Consider the following 17,865-nt stretch of genomic DNA (forward strand, 5'->3'; position numbering starts at 1 on the left):
CGGCACGTTCACTTCGCGGCCGCGGTCTGCACGTTCGCCAATGCGGCGTCGAAGGCCGCTTGCAGCGTCGCGCCATCGAGGTCCTCGCCGATCAGCACGAAGCGGCTCGCCAGCGGCTGCGCCGCGCTTTCCCGCGTGTTCCAGCGGCGGTCGAAATAGCTGTCGAAGCGGCGGCCCACGCCTTGAATCACGAGGCGCATCGGCGCGCCCGGCAACGCGGCAAAGCCCTTCACGCGATAGATCGTGTGCGCATCGACGAGTTGTTGCAGCGCCTCGATCACGGTCTCGCGCGAAGCGGCATTGCCTGACACCACAACCGAGTCGAACTCGTCATGGTGATGATCGGGATCGTCGGCGGAACCGTGATGGTCGTGCCGCAGATGAATGCTCTCCTCGGAGGCCGCCTCGACCCCTAGCAGCGTATGCAGATCGAGCTTGCCGTGCTGCGCGCGCACGATCTTCACCTGCGGCGGCAGCTCTTCGCGCAGCTCGGCGATGAGCGCGTCCTGGCCCGCCTCGTCGAGCAGATCGGTCTTGTTGAGAATGACGAGGTCGGCGGCCGAAAGCTGGTCTTCGAACAGCTCATGCAGCGGCGATTCGTGATCGAGATTCGGGTCGGCGCGGCGCTGCGCGTTGACGGCCTGCGGATTTTCGGCAAACTGGCCGCTCGCGGCGGCGGGGCCGTCCACCACGGTCACGACCGCATCGACGGTGAACGCGTTGCGGATCGACGGCCAGTTGAACGCCTGCACGAGCGGCTTGGGCAGCGCGAGACCCGAGGTTTCGATCAGCACGTGATCGACATCGCCGCGGCGTTCGAGCAGTTTCTCCATCACGGGGAAGAACTCTTCCTGCACGGTGCAGCAGAGGCAGCCGTTCGCGAGTTCGTAGAGCTGGCCTTCGGTTTCGTTGCCGTTTTCGTCGCAGCCAATGCCGCAGCCACGCAGAATTTCGCCGTCGATACCGAGTTCGCCGAATTCGTTGACGATGACCGCGACGCGCAGGCCGCCCGCGTGCTGAAGAATGTGACGCAGCAGCGTGGTTTTACCGCTGCCGAGAAAGCCCGTCACGATCGTGACCGGAATCTTGCGCATTTGCATGAAGTGCTCCTTCGGCGCCAGGCCGGATCGAGGGGCATGGTGCGTCGCGCCTGCCGTTCGTGCGGGTGTCGTGTTGCGCTCACGCGCGTATCCGTGGAGACGCTGTCACGCGTAACGATTCAACAACCTGCAGGGGACGAACGACCAGAAACGCACCCGGGCCACGCCCGGCTGACGCATGAAAATCACGGATCCGGCACCGCATCCCCGCAGCGCGAATCCCACGTATCTGGCCGGTATCCGGACTGACGAGACACCGCTTCGCCTTCCCGCGCGAGCGGCCTTGCGGCCGGCTTGCACAGTGGCGTGGACTGCGTAAAGCATGGAAGCGGTTTGCGGCATTCGTGCGAACGCCGCGCTCGTTGTACCGTTGCGGGTGCAGTTCAGGTTGGCCATGCCCGAGGCGGGATGGCTCCCTGATTCCCGTTTAACTGCGCGCGCATTATGAGTCGCGCACGCGAGCACCAGAGTGCGTGCGAGTGTAGGCGCGGGGGGCCTGCGCGTCAAGGAAGGCGTGGGAAGCCGCAAACGCGTGTGCTATCGTAGCGCGCATCCGGCGCCGGCCGGAACGCGACTCTTTTGCTCGTTTTGCCTCTGCGATCAGCCTTCGATCGACGCTCTCGCCGTGAATCCTGCCGAAAATCGCGCCTCGCGCGCAGCCTCATTCGAAGCCACGCTGGAACCCACGCAGCGCGTGCCGCCGCTCGCGCTCGGCATCGGCTGCCGGCGCGGCGTGACGCTCGCGCAGATCGATGCCGCGGTGCGCGCCGCGCTCGGCGCGTGGCCGCTCGACAGCGTAACGGCTGTGGCAACGCTCGACGCCAAAGCCGGCGAACCCGCCTTGCAAGCGTTTTGCGCCGCACATGCGCTGCCGCTGCAAACGTACACGCGCGAGCAACTCGCCGCGACGCCCACACTGGCGGCGCCCTCCGCAGCCGCGCAAGCGCAGTTCGGCGTGGACGGCGTGTGCGAACCCTGCGCGCGTCTTGCAGCGGGCGGCGCTCCGCTCGTGCGCGGCAAGCTGGCGCTCGACGGTGTGACGGTCGCAATCGCAGGCTTTCTGCCAAACCACGCAAACGCGGACGCGAAGGCGCCGCAACCAACCCACTCCCGACGATGAAAACCGATCCCGAATCGCACCAACGCATGACGCAACGCCGCCGCGAAGGCCACGAGAAGAAGCAGGCCGCCGCGACGCGCGAAAAGGGCCTGCTGATCGTCAACACCGGCAACGGCAAGGGCAAGAGCACGGCCGCGTTCGGCATGGCGGTGCGCATGCTCGGCCACGGCATGAAGCTTGGCGTCGTGCAGTTCATCAAGGGCGCGCTGCACACGGCCGAACGTGATTTTCTCGGCAGCGTTGCGCACTGCGATTTCGTGACGATGGGCGACGGCTACACCTGGAACACGCAGAATCGCGACGGCGACATCGCCACCGCGCGCAAGGGCTGGGACGAAGCGAAGCGCATGATCGAGAGCGGCGAGTACGCCATGGTGATCCTCGACGAACTCAACACGGTGCTCAAATACGAGTACCTGCCGCTCGACGAAGTGCTCGGTGTGATCGCGTCGCGCGCGCCGCACGTGCACGTCGTCGTGACGGGCCGCCATGCGCCCGACGCCCTGATCGAAGCGGCCGACCTCGTCACGGAAATGCGCCTCGTGAAGCATCCGTATCGCGAGCAAGGCGTGAAAGCGCAAAAGGGCGTGGAGTTTTAAGCGCATGAGCGCAACCTTTGCCTGCCCCGCGCTCTTCATCAGCGCGCCCGCTTCGGGCCAGGGCAAGACCACGCTCACCGCTGGCCTCGCGCGCCTGCACCGGCGCGCGGGCCGACGCGTGCGCGTCTTCAAGACCGGGCCGGATTTTCTCGACCCGATGATCCTCGCACGCGCGAGCGGCGCGCCGGTGCTCTCGCTCGACCTGTGGATGGTGGGCAAAGAGGCGTGCCGCGCCCTGCTCGCGCAGGCCGCGCGCGAAGCCGACCTGATCCTCATCGAAGGCGTGATGGGCCTGTTCGACGGCACGCCGAGCAGCGCCGATCTCGCGACCGCGTTTGGCGTGCCGGTGGCCGCCATCGTCAGCGCGAAGTCGATGGCGCAGACCTTCGGCGCGATCGCGTTCGGTCTCGCGCGTTTTCGGCCGGACGTGCCGTTTCATGGCGTGCTGGCGAACCGCGTGGGCTCGCCGCGCCACGCGCAGATGCTGCAGGAAACGGTGCCCGCCGACGTACGCTGGCTCGGCCACGTCGCGAGCGAAGCGACGATGGCGCTGCCCGACCGTCATCTCGGCCTGCATCAGGCGGCGGAGATCGACGACCTCGACGCGCGCATCGAACGCGCCGCCGACGCGCTCGCGCAAACCGCGCTCGTCGAATTGCCGCCTGCGGTGACATTCTCCGATCCTTCGCATGACGAAACGATTGCGCGCCAGCTCGAAGGCCATCATATCGCCGTTGCCCGCGACGCCGCGTTCTCGTTTCTCTATCCGGCGAACATCGCGTTGCTCGAATCGCTGGGCGCGAACGTGAGTTACTTCTCGCCGCTCGCGAACGAGCCCGCGCCCGCCGGCGTCGATGCGATCTTTCTACCGGGCGGCTATCCCGAGCTACATGCTTCGACGCTCGCGCACAATACGCAGAGCGCGAATTCGCTGCGCGCGCATGTATCCGCAGGAAAACCGCTCGTCGCCGAATGTGGCGGCATGCTCTATCTGCTCGACGCACTGACCGACGTAGAAGGCACGCGTACGCCGATGCTTGGCCTGCTGCCAGGCGTTGCGGTCATGCAAAAGCGCTTCGCGGCGCTCGGCATGCAGCAGCTCGACGGCGCGCTTGGCGCGCTGCGCGGCCACACGTTTCACTATTCGCGCGTCGCCACGCCGCTGGCGCCCGCGCTCACGGCACACCACGCACAAACCGGCGCGCCCGGCGAGGCGCTGTACCGGCACGGCTCGATCACGGCCACCTATATGCACGCTTACTGGCCCTCCAACCCGGCTTTCGCGGCCGCACTCTTTCATGGCACAGCCCTTTGACGAAGCCGAACGCGCGGCGGTCTACCGCGCGATTTACGAGCGCCGCGACATGCGGCACTTCGCACCGGGCCCGATCGATCCCGCGACGCTCGCGCGCCTGCTCGACGCCGCGCATCACGCGCCGAGCGTAGGCTTCATGCAGCCGTGGCGGATCGTGCGCATCACGGACCATTCGCTGCGCGAGCAACTTCACGCGACAGTCGAGCGCGAACGCATTGCAACCGCCGATGCGCTGGGCAAACGCCGCGACGAGTTCATGAAGCTCAAGGTGGAAGGCATGCGCGATTGCGCCGAGGTGCTCGTGGTCGCGCTGATGGATCGCCGCGAAGCCCACGTCTTCGGCCGCCGCACGCTGCCCGAGATGGACCTCGCCTCGGTGGCGTGCGCGATCCAGAACATGTGGCTCGCGGCCCGCGCCGAAGGGCTCGGCATGGGCTGGGTGTCGATCTTCGACGTCGACGAGGTGCGCGCCCTGCTCGCCATGCCGCCCGGCGCCAAGCCGGTGGCGATACTCTGCGTGGGTCAGGTCGACGCATTCTACCCGCAGCCGATGCTCGAAATGGAGAAATGGGCCGAACGCAAGCCGCTTGGCGAATGCGTGTTCGAAAACCGCTGGCCGCAGGACGAGGCGGCCAGCGTGCCCGCGGCGGCGCCGGATGCCACGCCTGGCGCCTGACGCCCGCTTACGCTTCGCGCGCGTAGCAGACGGCCTCGACGTTGTTGCCGTCGGGATCGATCAGGAATGCTGCGTAATAGTCGGGACTGTAGTCGGCACGCAGGCCGGGTTCGCCATTGTCTTTCGCGCCTGCGCGCAGGCCCGCTTCATAGAAACCAACGACCGCCGCGCGGTTCGCCGCCGCGAACGCCACATGCACGCCGCGCGGCGCCAGCGCGGCGTCGGCGGATACGGCGTGCAGCCAGAGTTTGGGCTCGCCCGGCTGGCCGAGCCCCGCGTAGGTGTCGTCGCGCATACACACCACGACGCCTAGCGGCGCGAGCAGCGCCTCGTAAAAACGCACGCTGCGTGCGAGATCCTGCACGCGCAATCCAATGTGATCGAACATGAGCGACTCCCGTGATGTCTGCGCGCAACCGTTGCGCCAGATTCTGGAGCCAGCATAACGCCTTCGCGTTCGACGCGGCCTGGGGAAAGTTGCCCTGAACTACTGCGGATTGACGGGTGAGACGGAGAGCACTTCCGGTATGCCCGGCGCGTGATCCGCCGTGCCGGCGTTGGCCGGCCCCTTCAGCTTGACGCGCCATTGCGGCGCGCCCGCGTACGGCAGCCGCGCCAGTGCGCCCGCCACGAGGTACGGCACGGCCTCGCGTGCATCGGCGTTGCGGTCGCGCTTCACGGCGCTCACCTTGTAGACCTCGCCGCCATCGGGCAACGCGAAGAAACGCAGCGTCAGCGTATGCACGTAGGGCCGCCCGAACCACGGCAACGACGGCCCCTCGGCCGGCGCGCAGCCGGCGCCGCAGCCGGCGTCCACGACTTTCACCTCGGCGGGACGCGTGTCCCACGCCACCGAGACGAGATAGCGCGCCGCCTCGGGCGCGCCTGCTTTGAAGCCGCGCTGCGCGAGACCTTCGCTCAGCAACGCCTGGTACGGGAGAATCTCGCCCGCTTCGGCCTGGGCGGGCGTTGGCGCAAAACGGTAGGTCGCAGGTTGGCTGGTCGCCGCCGCAGCGGGTAGCGCGCCCGTGGCCGCGACGTCGGTCGTCACGCCCGCGCATCCGGCGAGGGCAACGAATATCGGCAGGAGACAGATCGACAGCAAGGTCTTCACGAAACACTCCATCGGGTTGCCGCCGGCATGCGGCCAGCGGCATTCGGGTTATTCATGCGCAGCCGCAACGGCCCGCTGCGGCTCAAACCGGCGCGTCGAACGCGGGCAGCGACATCGTCAGGACGGTGCCCTTGCCTGGCTCGCTGTCCAGCTGGACATCGCCGCCGTGGCGCGTCACGACGGTTTTCACGAACGCCATGCCGAGCCCCGCACCGCTCACCTCGGGGCGCTGTTCCGTGTGAAAGCGCTGGAACGGCTGGAACAGCCTCGCCTGATCCTCCTGCGCGATGCCGTAGCCCTGATCGCGAATCGAGCAGACCACACGCGGCGCAACGCGCTCGTCCAGCGCGACGGTGCAGACGATGCGCGTATCCGCAGGACTGTACTTCACTGCATTGTTCAGCACGTTCACGAGCGCGCGCGTCATGAGCGAGCGGTCGGCGTTGATCCAGCCCATCTGCTCGCCTTCGAACACGGTGTCGATCTGGATGCGCTTCGCGTGCGCCTGCGGCCACACTTCGTCGCTCGCGTCGATCACCAGTTCCGCGAGGCTCGTGGGCTCGAGCGCATACACCTGCGACTCGGCGCGCGCGAGTTGCACGAAGTCGTCGGCGAGCTTGAGCGAGCGGCGCGCGTAGCGCTCGATGCGCTCCATCACGCCGCGCACGGGCTCAGAGCCGAGCGTGCCCCGCTCGCGCTCCGTCTCGACGAGCGCGACGATCGAGGCCTGCGGCGAGCGCATGTCGTGCGACAGCAGGCGCAGCGCGTCCTCGCGCTGGCGTTCGGCGTCGTGCAGCTCGGTCACGTCGACGAGACCCGCGATCCAGCCCACCGCCTGCCCCTGCGCGTTCGTACAGCGCGCGTAGCGCAGCAGATAGTCGCTGCCGTCGCGCGCGCGCACTTCCACGCCGCGCTCCATCAGCTCCGCGAACTCGTCGCGCGCCGGGTCGAGCGGCGCGGGCCAATGCGCGTGCGCAAACGCCATCGCATCGGGCGCCGGGTCGATCGGCTTGACGAGCGCGAGGTCGCCGAACACGTCCTGCATCCGGCGCCCTTCCGCGGCGCTCACCGCCAGGCGCTCGAGATACGCACGCGAAGCGTGATTCGCGATCAGCACGACACCGCGCAGATCGGCCACGAGAATCGGCTCCGGCACGGAATCGAGGCTGTCCCACACGAAGCGGCGCATGTCCTGCAGCCGCTGCGCGGCCTGCGCCATGAGCGCCATTTGCTGGGCGAGCGCGTCGCCGGCGAATTCGCGGCGCGGCGTGGCCGCCTCGGGCAGCAGGTAGGGTTCGTCGGCGAGCTGGCGCAGTTCCTTGCGCAGGTAAGCCATCGTCATTTCGAGGCGGCGCCAGCTCCACACCGGATAGACGATGAGCAGCGCGACGATCGCGGGCACGGGCGAGAGCCAGAGGCGCGCGTGCAGCATGCCCGCGCTCGCACCGAGCGACACGGCGATCAGGAGCGCGAGCAGCAGCAGCGTGCGCAGCGGCGAGAGCACGAGGAAGCCCGCGAGCAGCAGCACGAGCGGCGCGAGCGAGGCAAACACGACCATGACCGGCGGCGCGGGCTGGATGGCGCTGCCGTTGAGCAGCGTGTCGAGCACGATGGCGTGGATGTACACGCCGGGCAGCGGCCCGAGCGTACCCGAGAGCGGCGTGGCGAAGCGGTCGTAGAGCCCCGAGGCCGTGACGCCGACGATCGCCACGCGCCCGCGCAACTGCTCGGGCGCCACGCGGCCATCGAGCACGTCGGCGAACGAGACCTTGTGGAAGGTCTGCGAATTCGCGCCGAACGGAATCAGGAAACGCGATTCGGTGCCAGGCGCCGCCGCATGCAGGACATCATCGCGCTGCGCGGCCGCGGGCGTGCCGTGCGCGAGCTTCACGGCATCGTTGCGCACCGCCCGCCAGACCGGCACCATCAGTTGCGGCCAGCGCTGCTGCGCGTCGCCTTCGAAGAGCGCGACGCTGCGCACGATGCCGTCGCTATCGACTTCGAAGTTGATATGGCCCATGCCGGCGACCGCCTGCGCGAGCGGCGCGACCGGGCGCACGGCCTCGCGGCGACCGGTGTCGTCGGCGGGGGTGAGCAGGATGGGGAGGAACGCCGGGCGCGCGCGCAGCGCCTGCGCAAAGTGCGCGTCGTCGGGAGACGATTCGGTGAACAACACGTCGTAGACGACGGCCGCGGCGCCCGCTTTCGCGAGCTGATCGACGAGCCGCGCATGCAGCTCGCGCGGCCACGGCCAGCGCCCGAGCGCGGCGACGCTAGCATTGTCGATCTCCACGAGCACGATGTCGGGCGACACCGGCAGCGCGCGCGCAGAGAGCAGGCGGTCATAGACCAGATGGTCGGCGCCGCTCGTGAGCCGCCAGAGCACGCAGAGCACGACCACGACCACGCCCGCGCAGCCCACTCCGGCCCATTCGAACAGGAAGCGTCGCCCGACTGAGCGGCTAAGGCGCGCGGGCGGCCTCACGCTCATGCGCGGCTCCACCTCGTCTGGCCGAGTCACCAGTCGAGCCTGAACGACTGGACCGGGCTTGCCTTCTGGTAATAGTGGCCGTTGTCGAACTGCTCAGCGATCACCGTCCAGTAGTAGACGCCCTTCGGCAGGTCGCGCACGACCGCGTCGCCCGCCGTGATGTCGGTACGGTCGATGAGCGGCGCGCGCAGATCGGACGTCGTGCCGAGCACGAAGCGAAAGCGCGTGTTCGGCGCGTTGCGGTCGATGAACCAGCGGAACGCGAAGTCGCGCGAGCCTTCAATGGGACCGGCGCTCGTGCCGAGCGCGACGCGCCGGCGCTCGAACGCATATGACGCCGGCATGCCTTCGAGACCGCGAGCGTCGATGGCGGAGATGCGTACGAAGTAGGTGCCGTCGTCGAGGTTGGCAAACGACACGCGCGGGTCGGCGCTGCGCTGGTCGCGAATCATGTCGAGCAGGCCCGCGTCGCGGCCGATTTGCACGCGCCAGGCGCTCGCACCCGCTGTGGGTGCGATTTCGAAGGCGACGTCTTCGTCGTCCTGGACCTTGGACGGATGCAGCAGCTCGGGCGCGTCAAGCAGCGTGACGGGCGCGCCCGCCGGCTGGCCCGCCAGCGTGAGGTTGCCATGGTGCGCGGCGACGAGTTGCTCCGAGGCGCTGAGCGGCGTACCCGGTGCCGGCGGCTGCGCGCGAGCGCCGTGGCGGTTACGGGCCGGCGAGTCGGCGTCGACGCCCACCGCGCCGTCCAGCACCTCGACCGCCGTCGCGCCCTTGTCGCCGTCATAGCTCACGCGAAACTGCGTGCCGCGCACGCCGGCCACGACGGAAGGCGAGCGGATCTGGAAGCGATCGTCCTTCTTCGTGGCATGGGTGACCTCGCTGTTCACCTCGCCATGATGGAGATCGACGATGCGGTCGGTCGCGCCCGTGAGCGCCGTTTGACGCAGCGTGGCAAGGTCGAGCGAGGTATCGGGCGGCAGCGCGATATGCGAGCCGTCGGCCAGTTCGAGGGTGGCGAAGCCGTTGTGGCCGGTCTGCACCCGGTCGCCTTCAACGAGGCTCGCGCCGACCGTGAGCGGCAGGAGCGGACCGGCGCGGAACGCATGCTGCACCGGACCGTTCGCGGCGACCACCTGCGCGCTCAGGCCATCCTGGCGCAGCAGCGCGACCGGCACCCGCAGCGCCGTGCCCGGCCGGAGGTGGCGCGGCTCGTTCACATGATTGAGGCTCGCGAGCTTCTTCCAGTCGGCGCGATTGCGCAGGTAACGCGTGGCGATGGCATAGAGCGAGTCGCCGGGGCGCGTGACGTAGGTGGTCATCTCGGGCGGCTGCGCCGCAGCGCCCTCACGCGCCTCGGCGCCGCGGGGAAGTGCAAGGAACGCGAGCGCGAAGGCAAGGAACGGCGCCGCGGTGGCGCGCACCGCACGCGCGCCCGTCACGCGTTGTCCCCCTCGATACGCTCGAGCCGGTAACCGTAGCCGTAGATCGGCGTGAGGCGATAGCCGTTTTCGGGGCGCAGGCCGAGCTTCGAGCGCAGCATGGAAACGTGCGTGTCCATCGTGCGCGAAGGAATGTCGTCGGACTGCTTCCAGATTACGTCGAGAATGTGCGCGCGCGACAGCGGCCGGCTCAGGTGCTGAAACAGCAGCAGCGCGAGATCGAACTCCTTCTGCGTGAGCGCGACGTTGCGGCCGCTCACTGAAGCCTGGCGCGACTTCAGGTCGAACTCGTACTCGCCGAAGGTTTCCTTGAACGCGGGCGTGTGCAGCTGATAGGCGCGGCGCAGCAGCGAATTGACGCGGGCGATCAGCACCGGCGCCGAGACAGGCTTGACGACATAGTCGTCGGCGCCGGCGTTGAGCATTTGCGCGATGTCGGCCTCGCGGCTGCGGCTCGTCATGAAGAGCACCGGCAGGCGCGTGGAGAGGCTCTGCCGCACCCAGTGCAGCACTTCGTCGCCCGCCATGTCGGGCACGTTCCAGTCGAGCACGAGCAGATCGAATGTCTGCCGCCGAAGCTGCCTGACGAGCTCGCTGCCCTTGGCAAACGCGTGGCAGGCGTGGCCCGCCGCGCTCAAGGCCTGGCAGACGAACTCTGTCTGCGCTGCATCGTCATCCAGTACTGCAACTCTCATAGCACCCCGCAACCAGGTTTGTTATTCATCGTCTCAGGATGGACTGCCTCCCTGCCGCACCGCGCTGCTACCGGGACCATCGTCTGGCAGGCTCTGGCGCGCGCACCGGCGCCGGGTCGCCGGCCATCCGCCCGGGCCCTGGCGGCACGCGGGACCCGCCGTGCGCCGAAGCCCGCTACATTCGCCGCGTCTCGAAAAAAATGGGAGCGCGAGGCCGCGCTCGACTTCGGTGAACAGATCGCTCTCATGTTAATCACTCATGGTAGTCGAATTTGCCTTCGTTCGAACCGGGCCTGGCCTCCTCGCCCGCAGCCGACGGCGATTGCGCGAGCAGCGCGGTCAGATGGGAGCGCACGTGCTCCCATGCCGCGTGCGCATAGTCGGGCTGCAAGGCCGCGCGCGACTGCGCCATCATGAACACGCGCAGTACCGTGGACGAACACTGTGACAGGCGCTCGGCCGCGCCGAAACGCGAAAGGTTCAGCGCTTCGCTGAGCCACGGGAGTTCGGCCGCGCAGGAATCCGCGTAGGCCTCCATCGCGGCGCGCGCATGCCGGTCGCGCGCGAGGTCGAGCTCGATGCGGTCGAACTCGCGGCCGCTGTCGGGCCCGTCCACGCGCGAGCCCGGTGGAAAACGCATACGGCCGGATCGGAAAAACATGTAGCCCCCGTGAAGACAAGCAGGCAGAGCATCAGAAGTGTGAAGCGGCCAGGCGTTTTTTCGCGGACGCAACAACGTCGAGCCGCTCGCAATGCGCGAAGCGGCAAAGAGAATGCGTTCTGAAGTGCGGAAAAAAATGTGGCGACGGCCGCGTGCAGCGCACTGCATGGTCTCCGGATTCCGCCCCCGGAGTCGGACCGCCAGCGCAGTCATCGTCGTACGCGGCGCGAGCCCCGCTGCCAGCGTCACCGCCCGACGCTGTCAGCCGGCCGCAGCCGCCTCCCTGCACGACGAGGCACGTGCCGCCATCGCCACGTCCACCTCAAAGCACTGGTTTTCCCAGCGTTATCCGGCGAACTCGGGTTCGCTCTGACTTCCTCTTGCTGACTGCGTCGCCAGGTCCCGAGCGAGCCAGCCCCCGTAGCAGATATCCGTTGCCAGTGGCGCATGCGCGAAGCTCGCGTGGCGCTGGCGGCATGCGGCCATGCCTGCATTAGCCGCGACGACGTATTCTCACCTGGGCGCCATGAATTTACTGTCAGGGATTGTTAAATCTGTCAGAACCGACGAAAAGCGGAAAAAAGCCAGGCGGATGGCATGGGTTGGGCGACGGCTCTTGCGAGCCTGCATATCGGGGCGCATGACCGTCATGCACCTTGATTGATTCGCAATCCTAACCCGCAGCCGGAAAACAGCAGCGGCGGGATTCCCGCCATGGAGATCCCGCCGCTGCAGCGAAGAAACGCACTATGCGTCAGTGCTCGGTTTGCCGCTCGTTGCCCCGTTCGCCGCCCTGGCTGGGAGCATGGCCGCCCTGACCACCCTGAGGCGGCGCGGCCGGCCGCCCCTGCGGTTGTTGAGGTGCAGGCGCGGGCCCGGGCGCACGCATGCCGCCCTGCGGCTGGGGCGCCGGCTCCCGCGCATAGCCCTGCGCGGGAGCGCCGGCCGGCGGCCGGCCGCCGAATTGCTGCTGCTCGGGCGGATGCCCCGCCTCGTGGGGACGCATGGTGCCCGGCTGCTCCACGTTGCCGGGCGCGCGTGGCGGTTCTCCATTGCCGGGCGGGCGTCCCGCGCCCTGCGGCGGCATGTAGCCCGGCGCACGCGGCGCTTCGGGGTTGCCAGGCGGGCGTTGCGCTCCGGGCGGCGGTGCGCCGCGCATCGGCTCATTGGGCGCGGGCGGGCGGCCGCCACCGCCAGGCTGAATGGCGGGCGGACGGCCCGGCGCACCATGCCACGCCGGCGCTGTCGGCGGGCGGCCGCGTTCAGGCGGCGGCACGTGCTCCCAGCGCTGGTGTTCGCCATACCATGGCCGGTCGCGATAGAAACTGCCCCAGTAGGCGCCGAGCGAGAACGCCACAATCGGCAGGCCGATCTCCGCGCCATAGTCGGTGAGCGGCACGTAGTTGCCCTGATACGGATAACTGAGATACCCACCGTAGACCCAGCCGCGCAGACCGGGCACCGTGACGTCGCACCACGAATAGTCGCCCACGCAGCCCATCACGGTGACGGGCTGGCCGGGTCCGAGTTCGGCAACGACGGGATAGTCGCCTGAAGGCCCTGCGTACAGATCCACCGGTTCGCTCGTGTAGGCCGCGGATTGCGCGCTGGCGTCGGACGACGCGAGCACGAGGCCGGTTGCGAGGCACGCGCTGGCGAGCGCAGGGACGAGCGCACGCAGGCGCGTGTTGAGGCGCTTGGACATTGTTTCTCCCTGTTCCAGCTAATTTGTTTTGCGGTGAGCAATTGCCGTGCCCGGCCCCATCTCTCGTTGCGGCGCTGCTTCGAGATTATTCGTTTTCTTTGACGTAGTGAAGTCGCTGCGCGACTGGACGTATCCGCTCCCTCATCCAGGTGAGCCCGCAACGACATTCACCATCCGATGCGCTCGACCGACCGGCATTCGATCGCCGGTCAAGGCTGAAAACCGGCCGTCGAGCTGCTGTTCTGGACGTACCGCCTCCCCGCCCTTGCGCCTGGCTCTGCTCGCGCGGCATTGTCACGCGGGGCTCTGGTCTGGATTGCCCGCCAATGGCATGGCTGTTGCAGAGACGAGCGCGAGCCGCCACATCGCATGCGATGCATTCGGTCAAACGTGAGCAACGCGGCTCGTGACTACTTCAATCATTGGAGACAAACCATGGAAGGGCTTTCGCAAGTCCAGGTGTTGGGCATCGACGCCGGCGGCACGATGACCGACACCTTCTTCGTGCGCGCCGATGGGCGATTCGTCGTCGGCAAGGCGCAGAGCAACCCTGAGGACGAATCATTCGCGATCTTCAACTCGTCGCAGGACGCGCTCGCGCACTGGCAGCGCGACGTCGACGCCGTCTATCCCGAGCTCGTGACCTGCGTGTACTCCGGCACGGCCATGCTCAATCGCGTCGTGCAGCGCAAGGGGCTCGACGTCGGGCTGCTCGTGAATAAAGGCTTCGAGCACGTGCACTCGATGGGCCGCGCGATCCAGAGCTACCTCGGCTATGCGCTCGAAGAGCGGATTCATCTGAACACGCACCGCTATGACGAGCCGCTCGTGCCGCTCTCGCGCACGCGCGGCGTCACCGAGCGCACCGACGTCCAGGGTGAAATCGTCATTCCCGTACGCGACGCCGAAGTGCGGCAGGCGACGCGCGAGCTGGTCGCAGCGGGCGCGAAGGCCATCGTGATCTGTCTCCTGCAGTCACACAAGAACGCTACGAGCGAGCGCCTGGCGCGCGACATCGTGCGCGAGGAACTGAAGGCGATCGGCGCGGACATCCCGGTGTTCGCCTCGGTCGACTACTATCCGCAGCGCAAGGAAAGCCACCGGATGAATACGACCGTGCTCGAGGCCTATGCAGCCGAGCCGTCGCGGCAGACGCTCCAAAAGGTCAGCGACCGCTTCCGCAAGCACGGTGCGAAATTCGACCTGCGGGTCATGGCGACCCACGGCGGCACGATCAGCTGGAAGGCGAAAGAACTCGCGCGCACGATCGTCTCGGGCCCGATCGGCGGGGTGATCGGCTCGAAGCTGCTCGGCGAGGCCCTCGGCTACGACAACATCGCATGCTCGGATATCGGCGGCACGTCGTTCGACATGGCGCTCATCACGAAGGGCAACTTCGCGATCGCATCGGATCCGGACATGGCTCGCCTCGTGCTGTCGCTGCCGCTCGTCACGATGGATTCAGTGGGCGCCGGCGCGGGCAGTTTCGTGCGACTCGATCCCTATAGCGGCGCGATCAAGCTCGGCCCGGACAGCGCCGGTTATCGCGTCGGCACCTGCTGGCCGCAGAGCGGGCTCGCGACCGTGTCGGTATCCGACTGCCATGTGGTGCTGGGCTACCTGAACCCTGACAACTTCCTCGGCGGCCAGATCAAGCTCGATGTCAACCGCGCGCGCGAGCACATCAAGGCGCAGATCGCCGGTCCGCTCGGGCTCTCTGTCGAAGATGCGGCCGCTGGCGTAATCGAGTTGCTGGACCTGCAACTGCGCGAGTACCTGCGCTCGAACGTCAGCGCGAAAGGCTACAACCCGACGGAGTTCGTCTGCTTTTCGTATGGCGGCGCGGGCCCGGTCCACACCTATGGCTACACCGAAGGGCTCGGTTTCAAGGACGTCGTGGTGCCCGCGTGGGCCGCAGGCTTCTCGGCATTCGGCTGCGCGTGCGCGGATTTCGAGTATCGGTATGACAAAAGTGTCGATCTGGCGCTGCCGCAACTGGCCAGCGACGACAACAAGGTCCTCGCCGCGCAAACCATCCAGAAGGCGTGGTCAGAACTCGCCGCCAAGGTGGTCGAAGAATTCCGCATCAATGGCTTCAGCGAGCAGGACGTGATCCTGCGCCCGGGTTTTCGCATGCAGTACATGGGGCAGCTCAACGACCTCGAGATCGAATCGCCCATCGCCAGCGCCGCGCAGGCTGGGGACTGGGACCGCATCGTCGCGGCATTCGAGGACACCTACGGCCGAGTCTATGCCAGTTCGGCGCGTTCGCCCGAGCTTGGCTTCTCTGTCACCGGCGCCATCATGCGCGGCATGGTGATCACGCAAAAGCCCGTGCTCCCCGAGGACGCGGAAGGCGGTGCCTTGCCGCCGGCCGAGGCGCGAACCGGCGTGCGCAGGCTCTATCGCAACAAGCAATGGCATGACGCCGTCCTGTGGAAGATGGAGGCACTCAAGCCCGGCAACGAGATCACCGGCCCGGCCATCATCGAATCCGACGCGACAACCTTCGTCGTTCCTAAAGGTTTCGCGACCACGCTCGACAAGCACCGCCTCTTCCATCTCAGGGAAGTCCAGCAAGGAGACACGCAATGAACATGCTATCCAGCCAGGAAGTTGGCTTCGCCGACCTCCTTAAGAACGGCCAGACCCTCAAGCAGTTCCGCGACGGCATCCTCGCGCGCACCGGTCAAACGGGCCATTACAACGGGCTCGAGCGGCTCGAATTGCGCGAGCGCGATCCGATCCGCTACGAAAAGATGTTTTCGAAGCTGCGCGGCGGCCTCGTCCATGCGCGCGAAACCGCGAAGAAGATCGCGGCAAGCCCGATCGTCGAGCAGGAAGGCGAACTGTGCTTCACGCTTTACAACGCCGCGGGCGACTGCGTGCTCACTTCCACCGGCATCATCATCCACGTCGGCACGATGGGCGCGGCAATCAAGTACATGATCGAAAATAACTGGGAAGCGAATCCCGGCATTCATCCCGGTGACATGTTCACCAACAACGACTGCTCGATCGGCAACGTCCATCCGTGCGACATCGCGACGATCGTGCCGATCTTTTCGCACGGCAAGCTGGTCGGCTGGGTGGGCGGCGTGACCCACGTGATCGACACGGGCGCAGTGACACCGGGATCGATGTCGACAGGCCAGGTGCAGCGCTTCGGCGACGGCTACATGATCACGTGCCGAAAGACCGGCGTGAACGACACACCGCTGCGCGACTGGCTCCACGAGAGCCAGCGTTCGGTACGCACACCGAAGTACTGGATTCTCGACGAACGCACGCGCATTGCCGGCTGCCACATGATCCGCAACCTGATCGAAGAAGTGATCGAAGAGGAAGGGCTCGATGCGTACGATAAGTTTGCCTATGAAGTGATCGAGGAAGGACGCAGGGGTCTGCAGACCCGCATCAAGGCGATGACGCTGCCGGGCAAGTATCGCAAGGTCGCCTTCGTCGACGTGCCGTACAACCATCCCGATGTGCAGACCTCGTCGGCGTTCGCGAAACTCGACTCGATCATGCACTCGCCCGTGGAGATGGAAATCCGCAAGGACGGTACGTGGCGGCTCGACTTCGAGGGCGCGAGCCGCTGGGGCTGGCACTCGTACAACGCGCACCAGGTCGCGTTCACGAGCGGCATCTGGGTCATGATGACGCAAACACTCGTCCCCACGCAGCGCATCAACGACGGCGCCTATTTCGGCACCGAGTTCCATTTGCCCAAGGGCGCGTGGATGAATCCGGACGACCGCCGCACGGGTCACGCCTATGCCTGGCACTTCCTGGTTTCGGGCTGGAGCGCGCTGTGGCGAGGTCTCTCGCAGGCCTACTTCAGCCGCGGCTATCTCGAGGAAGTCAACGCCGGCAACGCCAACACGTCGAACTGGCTGCAGGGCGGCGGCATCAACCAGGATGGCGACATCCATGCCGTCAACAGCTTCGAGGCTTCGTCGTGCGGCACGGGTGCCTGCGCAGTCAAGGACGGCCTCAGTCATGCCGCCGCGATCTGGAATCCCGAAGGCGACATGGGCGATATCGAGATCTGGGAGATGGCGGAACCGCTGCTCTACCTCGGCCGCAACATCAAGACGAACTCAGGCGGCTACGGCAAGTATCGCGGCGGGTGCGGTTTCGAAACGCTGCGCATGGTGTGGAAGGCGCAGGACTGGACCATGTTCTTCATGGGCAACGGCTACATGAACAGCGACTGGGGGCTCATGGGCGGCTACCCGAGCGCCACCGGCTACCGCTTCGAGGCGCACCGCACCGGCCTGAAGGAGCGCATCGCGCTGGGCGAAAGCCTGCCGCTCGGCGGCGATGCCAACCCGGATTTCCCGGACTACGAGAATCACCTGAACGCGGGCGCCATCATCAAGCGCGATCATCAGTGCATGACCACGGAGGACTGCTACAGCAACTACGATCTTTACCTCAACTATCTGCGCGGCGGCCCCGGCTTTGGCGACCCGCTCGATCGCGAGCCCGAAGCCGTCGAACGGGATCTGAACAGTGCCTTGCTCTTGCCCGAATACGCGCAGAAGGTGTACGGCGCCGTCGCGACGAAGGATGCCAACGGACTCTGGACCGTCGACGCAAAAGCAACTGCGCTGCAGCGTGTCGCGATCCGCAATGAGCGCCTGGCCCGTTCGCAACCCACGCGCGAATGGATGAAAAGCGAACGCGAGCGCATCGTGCTCAAACACGCCGCGCCCCAGGTGCAGCACATGTTCGCAACGAGCTTCGGGCTTTCGACGAAGTTCGAGCAGCAGTTCCGGGCGTTCTGGGATCTGCCGGACTCGTGGACGCTCACCGAAGACGAGCTCGACGTACCGACCTACGGCTCGAAATTCCGCATGGACCTCTCGAAGATGCCCGACGTCAAGACCGTCGTGCTGGTCGAAGAGTAAGTCCGCCGGCTTTCGCGCAACCATCAAGGAA

Annotated in this window: 14 protein-coding genes and 1 riboswitch; of the genes, 6 read left to right on the plus strand and 8 right to left on the minus strand. The window is 66.9% G+C overall.

The genetic code is table 11. The annotated features are described in order from the left end of the window. Positions 1–8: 8 nt before the first annotated feature. Positions 9–1,100 carry a cobalamin biosynthesis protein CobW gene (gene cobW, locus M3A49_RS13620; RefSeq protein ID WP_266229114.1) on the minus strand — a complete coding sequence of 364 codons (1,092 nt, stop codon included), beginning with the start codon at positions 1,098–1,100 and terminating at the stop codon, positions 9–11. A 213-nt stretch (positions 1,101–1,313) separates the two neighbouring features. Continuing rightward, positions 1,314–1,584, minus strand: a riboswitch (cobalamin riboswitch). Here cobW and M3A49_RS13625 point away from each other — a divergent pair. From M3A49_RS13625 to bluB, 4 genes are all read left to right on the plus strand, one after another. Beyond that, the gene (locus M3A49_RS13625; protein WP_266229115.1) at positions 1,570–2,220 is read left to right on the plus strand and encodes a cobalamin biosynthesis protein; all 651 of its coding nucleotides are present in this window, start codon (positions 1,570–1,572) and stop codon (positions 2,218–2,220) included. It overlaps the preceding riboswitch by 15 nt. Beyond that, entirely contained in the window at positions 2,217–2,819 is a 603-nt protein-coding gene (gene cobO / locus M3A49_RS13630; RefSeq protein WP_266229116.1) for a cob(I)yrinic acid a,c-diamide adenosyltransferase, read from the plus strand. Before M3A49_RS13625 ends, cobO begins: the two co-directional genes overlap by 4 nt. Before the next feature lie 4 nt (positions 2,820–2,823). Then, positions 2,824–4,134 (plus strand): cobyrinate a,c-diamide synthase, encoded by a 1,311-nt coding sequence (locus M3A49_RS13635; protein ID WP_266229117.1) that lies wholly within the window; start codon positions 2,824–2,826, stop codon positions 4,132–4,134. Further along, complete coding sequence (gene bluB, locus M3A49_RS13640) at positions 4,118–4,810, plus strand: 5,6-dimethylbenzimidazole synthase (protein WP_254355529.1); 693 nt, start codon at positions 4,118–4,120, stop codon at positions 4,808–4,810. Before M3A49_RS13635 ends, bluB begins: the two co-directional genes overlap by 17 nt. A gap of 7 nt (positions 4,811–4,817) precedes the next feature. Here bluB and M3A49_RS13645 read toward each other — a convergent pair whose 3' ends face one another. The 7 genes from M3A49_RS13645 to M3A49_RS13675 all read right to left on the minus strand — a co-directional run bounded on the left by M3A49_RS13645 (position 4,818) and on the right by M3A49_RS13675 (position 12,918). Further along, entirely contained in the window at positions 4,818–5,198 is a 381-nt protein-coding gene (locus M3A49_RS13645) for a VOC family protein (protein ID WP_266229118.1), read from the minus strand. A 99-nt stretch (positions 5,199–5,297) separates the two neighbouring features. Next, positions 5,298–5,924 carry a DUF4136 domain-containing protein gene (locus M3A49_RS13650; protein ID WP_266229119.1) on the minus strand — a complete coding sequence of 209 codons (627 nt, stop codon included), beginning with the start codon at positions 5,922–5,924 and terminating at the stop codon, positions 5,298–5,300. 82 nt (positions 5,925–6,006) lie between these two features. Continuing rightward, the gene (locus M3A49_RS13655; RefSeq protein ID WP_266229120.1) at positions 6,007–8,415 is read right to left on the minus strand and encodes a CHASE2 domain-containing protein; all 2,409 of its coding nucleotides are present in this window, start codon (positions 8,413–8,415) and stop codon (positions 6,007–6,009) included. A 26-nt stretch (positions 8,416–8,441) separates the two neighbouring features. Next, positions 8,442–9,857 carry a FecR domain-containing protein gene (locus M3A49_RS13660; RefSeq protein WP_266229121.1) on the minus strand — a complete coding sequence of 472 codons (1,416 nt, stop codon included), beginning with the start codon at positions 9,855–9,857 and terminating at the stop codon, positions 8,442–8,444. Beyond that, positions 9,854–10,552 (minus strand): response regulator transcription factor, encoded by a 699-nt coding sequence (locus M3A49_RS13665; protein WP_028205569.1) that lies wholly within the window; start codon positions 10,550–10,552, stop codon positions 9,854–9,856. Before M3A49_RS13665 ends, M3A49_RS13660 begins: the two co-directional genes overlap by 4 nt. 253 nt (positions 10,553–10,805) lie before the next feature. Next, positions 10,806–11,192 (minus strand): peptidase, encoded by a 387-nt coding sequence (locus M3A49_RS13670; RefSeq protein WP_266229122.1) that lies wholly within the window; start codon positions 11,190–11,192, stop codon positions 10,806–10,808. Positions 11,193–11,967: 775 nt separating this feature from the next. Continuing rightward, a complete protein-coding gene (locus tag M3A49_RS13675) occupies positions 11,968–12,918 on the minus strand; it encodes an SH3 domain-containing protein (RefSeq protein WP_266229123.1) in 951 nt (316 codons plus the stop codon). Positions 12,919–13,353: 435 nt separating this feature from the next. Between M3A49_RS13675 and M3A49_RS13680 the strand changes: the two genes are divergently transcribed. Together M3A49_RS13680 and M3A49_RS13685 are read left to right on the plus strand one after the other, a co-directional pair. Further along, positions 13,354–15,513, plus strand: a complete 2,160-nt coding sequence (locus M3A49_RS13680) for a hydantoinase/oxoprolinase family protein (protein ID WP_266229124.1) — start codon at positions 13,354–13,356, stop codon at positions 15,511–15,513. Further along, positions 15,510–17,834: a hydantoinase B/oxoprolinase family protein gene (locus M3A49_RS13685; protein ID WP_254355522.1), complete on the plus strand. Its 2,325-nt coding sequence runs from the start codon at positions 15,510–15,512 to the stop codon at positions 17,832–17,834. Before M3A49_RS13680 ends, M3A49_RS13685 begins: the two co-directional genes overlap by 4 nt. Positions 17,835–17,865 lie beyond the last annotated feature (31 nt).

Origin of the sequence: Paraburkholderia sp. CNPSo 3076 (assembly GCF_026343935.1) — a bacterium.
Classification (GTDB): Bacteria; Pseudomonadota; Gammaproteobacteria; order Burkholderiales; family Burkholderiaceae; genus Paraburkholderia; species Paraburkholderia nodosa.

Excerpts from the sequence above, each read along its gene's own strand:
- M3A49_RS13645 (WP_266229118.1), bottom strand. The coding sequence starts at position 5,198 with ATGTTCGATCACATTGGATTGCGCGTGCAGGATCTCGCACGCAGCGTG.
- M3A49_RS13685 (WP_254355522.1), top strand. The coding sequence starts at position 15,510 with ATGAACATGCTATCCAGCCAGGAAGTTGGCTTCGCCGACCTCCTTAAG.
- M3A49_RS13670 (WP_266229122.1), bottom strand. The coding sequence starts at position 11,192 with ATGCGTTTTCCACCGGGCTCGCGCGTGGACGGGCCCGACAGCGGCCGC.
- M3A49_RS13675 (WP_266229123.1), bottom strand. The coding sequence starts at position 12,918 with ATGTCCAAGCGCCTCAACACGCGCCTGCGTGCGCTCGTCCCTGCGCTC.
- M3A49_RS13635 (WP_266229117.1), top strand. The coding sequence starts at position 2,824 with ATGAGCGCAACCTTTGCCTGCCCCGCGCTCTTCATCAGCGCGCCCGCT.
- cobW (WP_266229114.1), bottom strand. The coding sequence starts at position 1,100 with ATGCAAATGCGCAAGATTCCGGTCACGATCGTGACGGGCTTTCTCGGC.
- M3A49_RS13680 (WP_266229124.1), top strand. The coding sequence starts at position 13,354 with ATGGAAGGGCTTTCGCAAGTCCAGGTGTTGGGCATCGACGCCGGCGGC.
- M3A49_RS13665 (WP_028205569.1), bottom strand. The coding sequence starts at position 10,552 with ATGAGAGTTGCAGTACTGGATGACGATGCAGCGCAGACAGAGTTCGTC.
- bluB (WP_254355529.1), top strand. The coding sequence starts at position 4,118 with ATGGCACAGCCCTTTGACGAAGCCGAACGCGCGGCGGTCTACCGCGCG.
- M3A49_RS13655 (WP_266229120.1), bottom strand. The coding sequence starts at position 8,415 with ATGAGCGTGAGGCCGCCCGCGCGCCTTAGCCGCTCAGTCGGGCGACGC.
- cobO (WP_266229116.1), top strand. The coding sequence starts at position 2,217 with ATGAAAACCGATCCCGAATCGCACCAACGCATGACGCAACGCCGCCGC.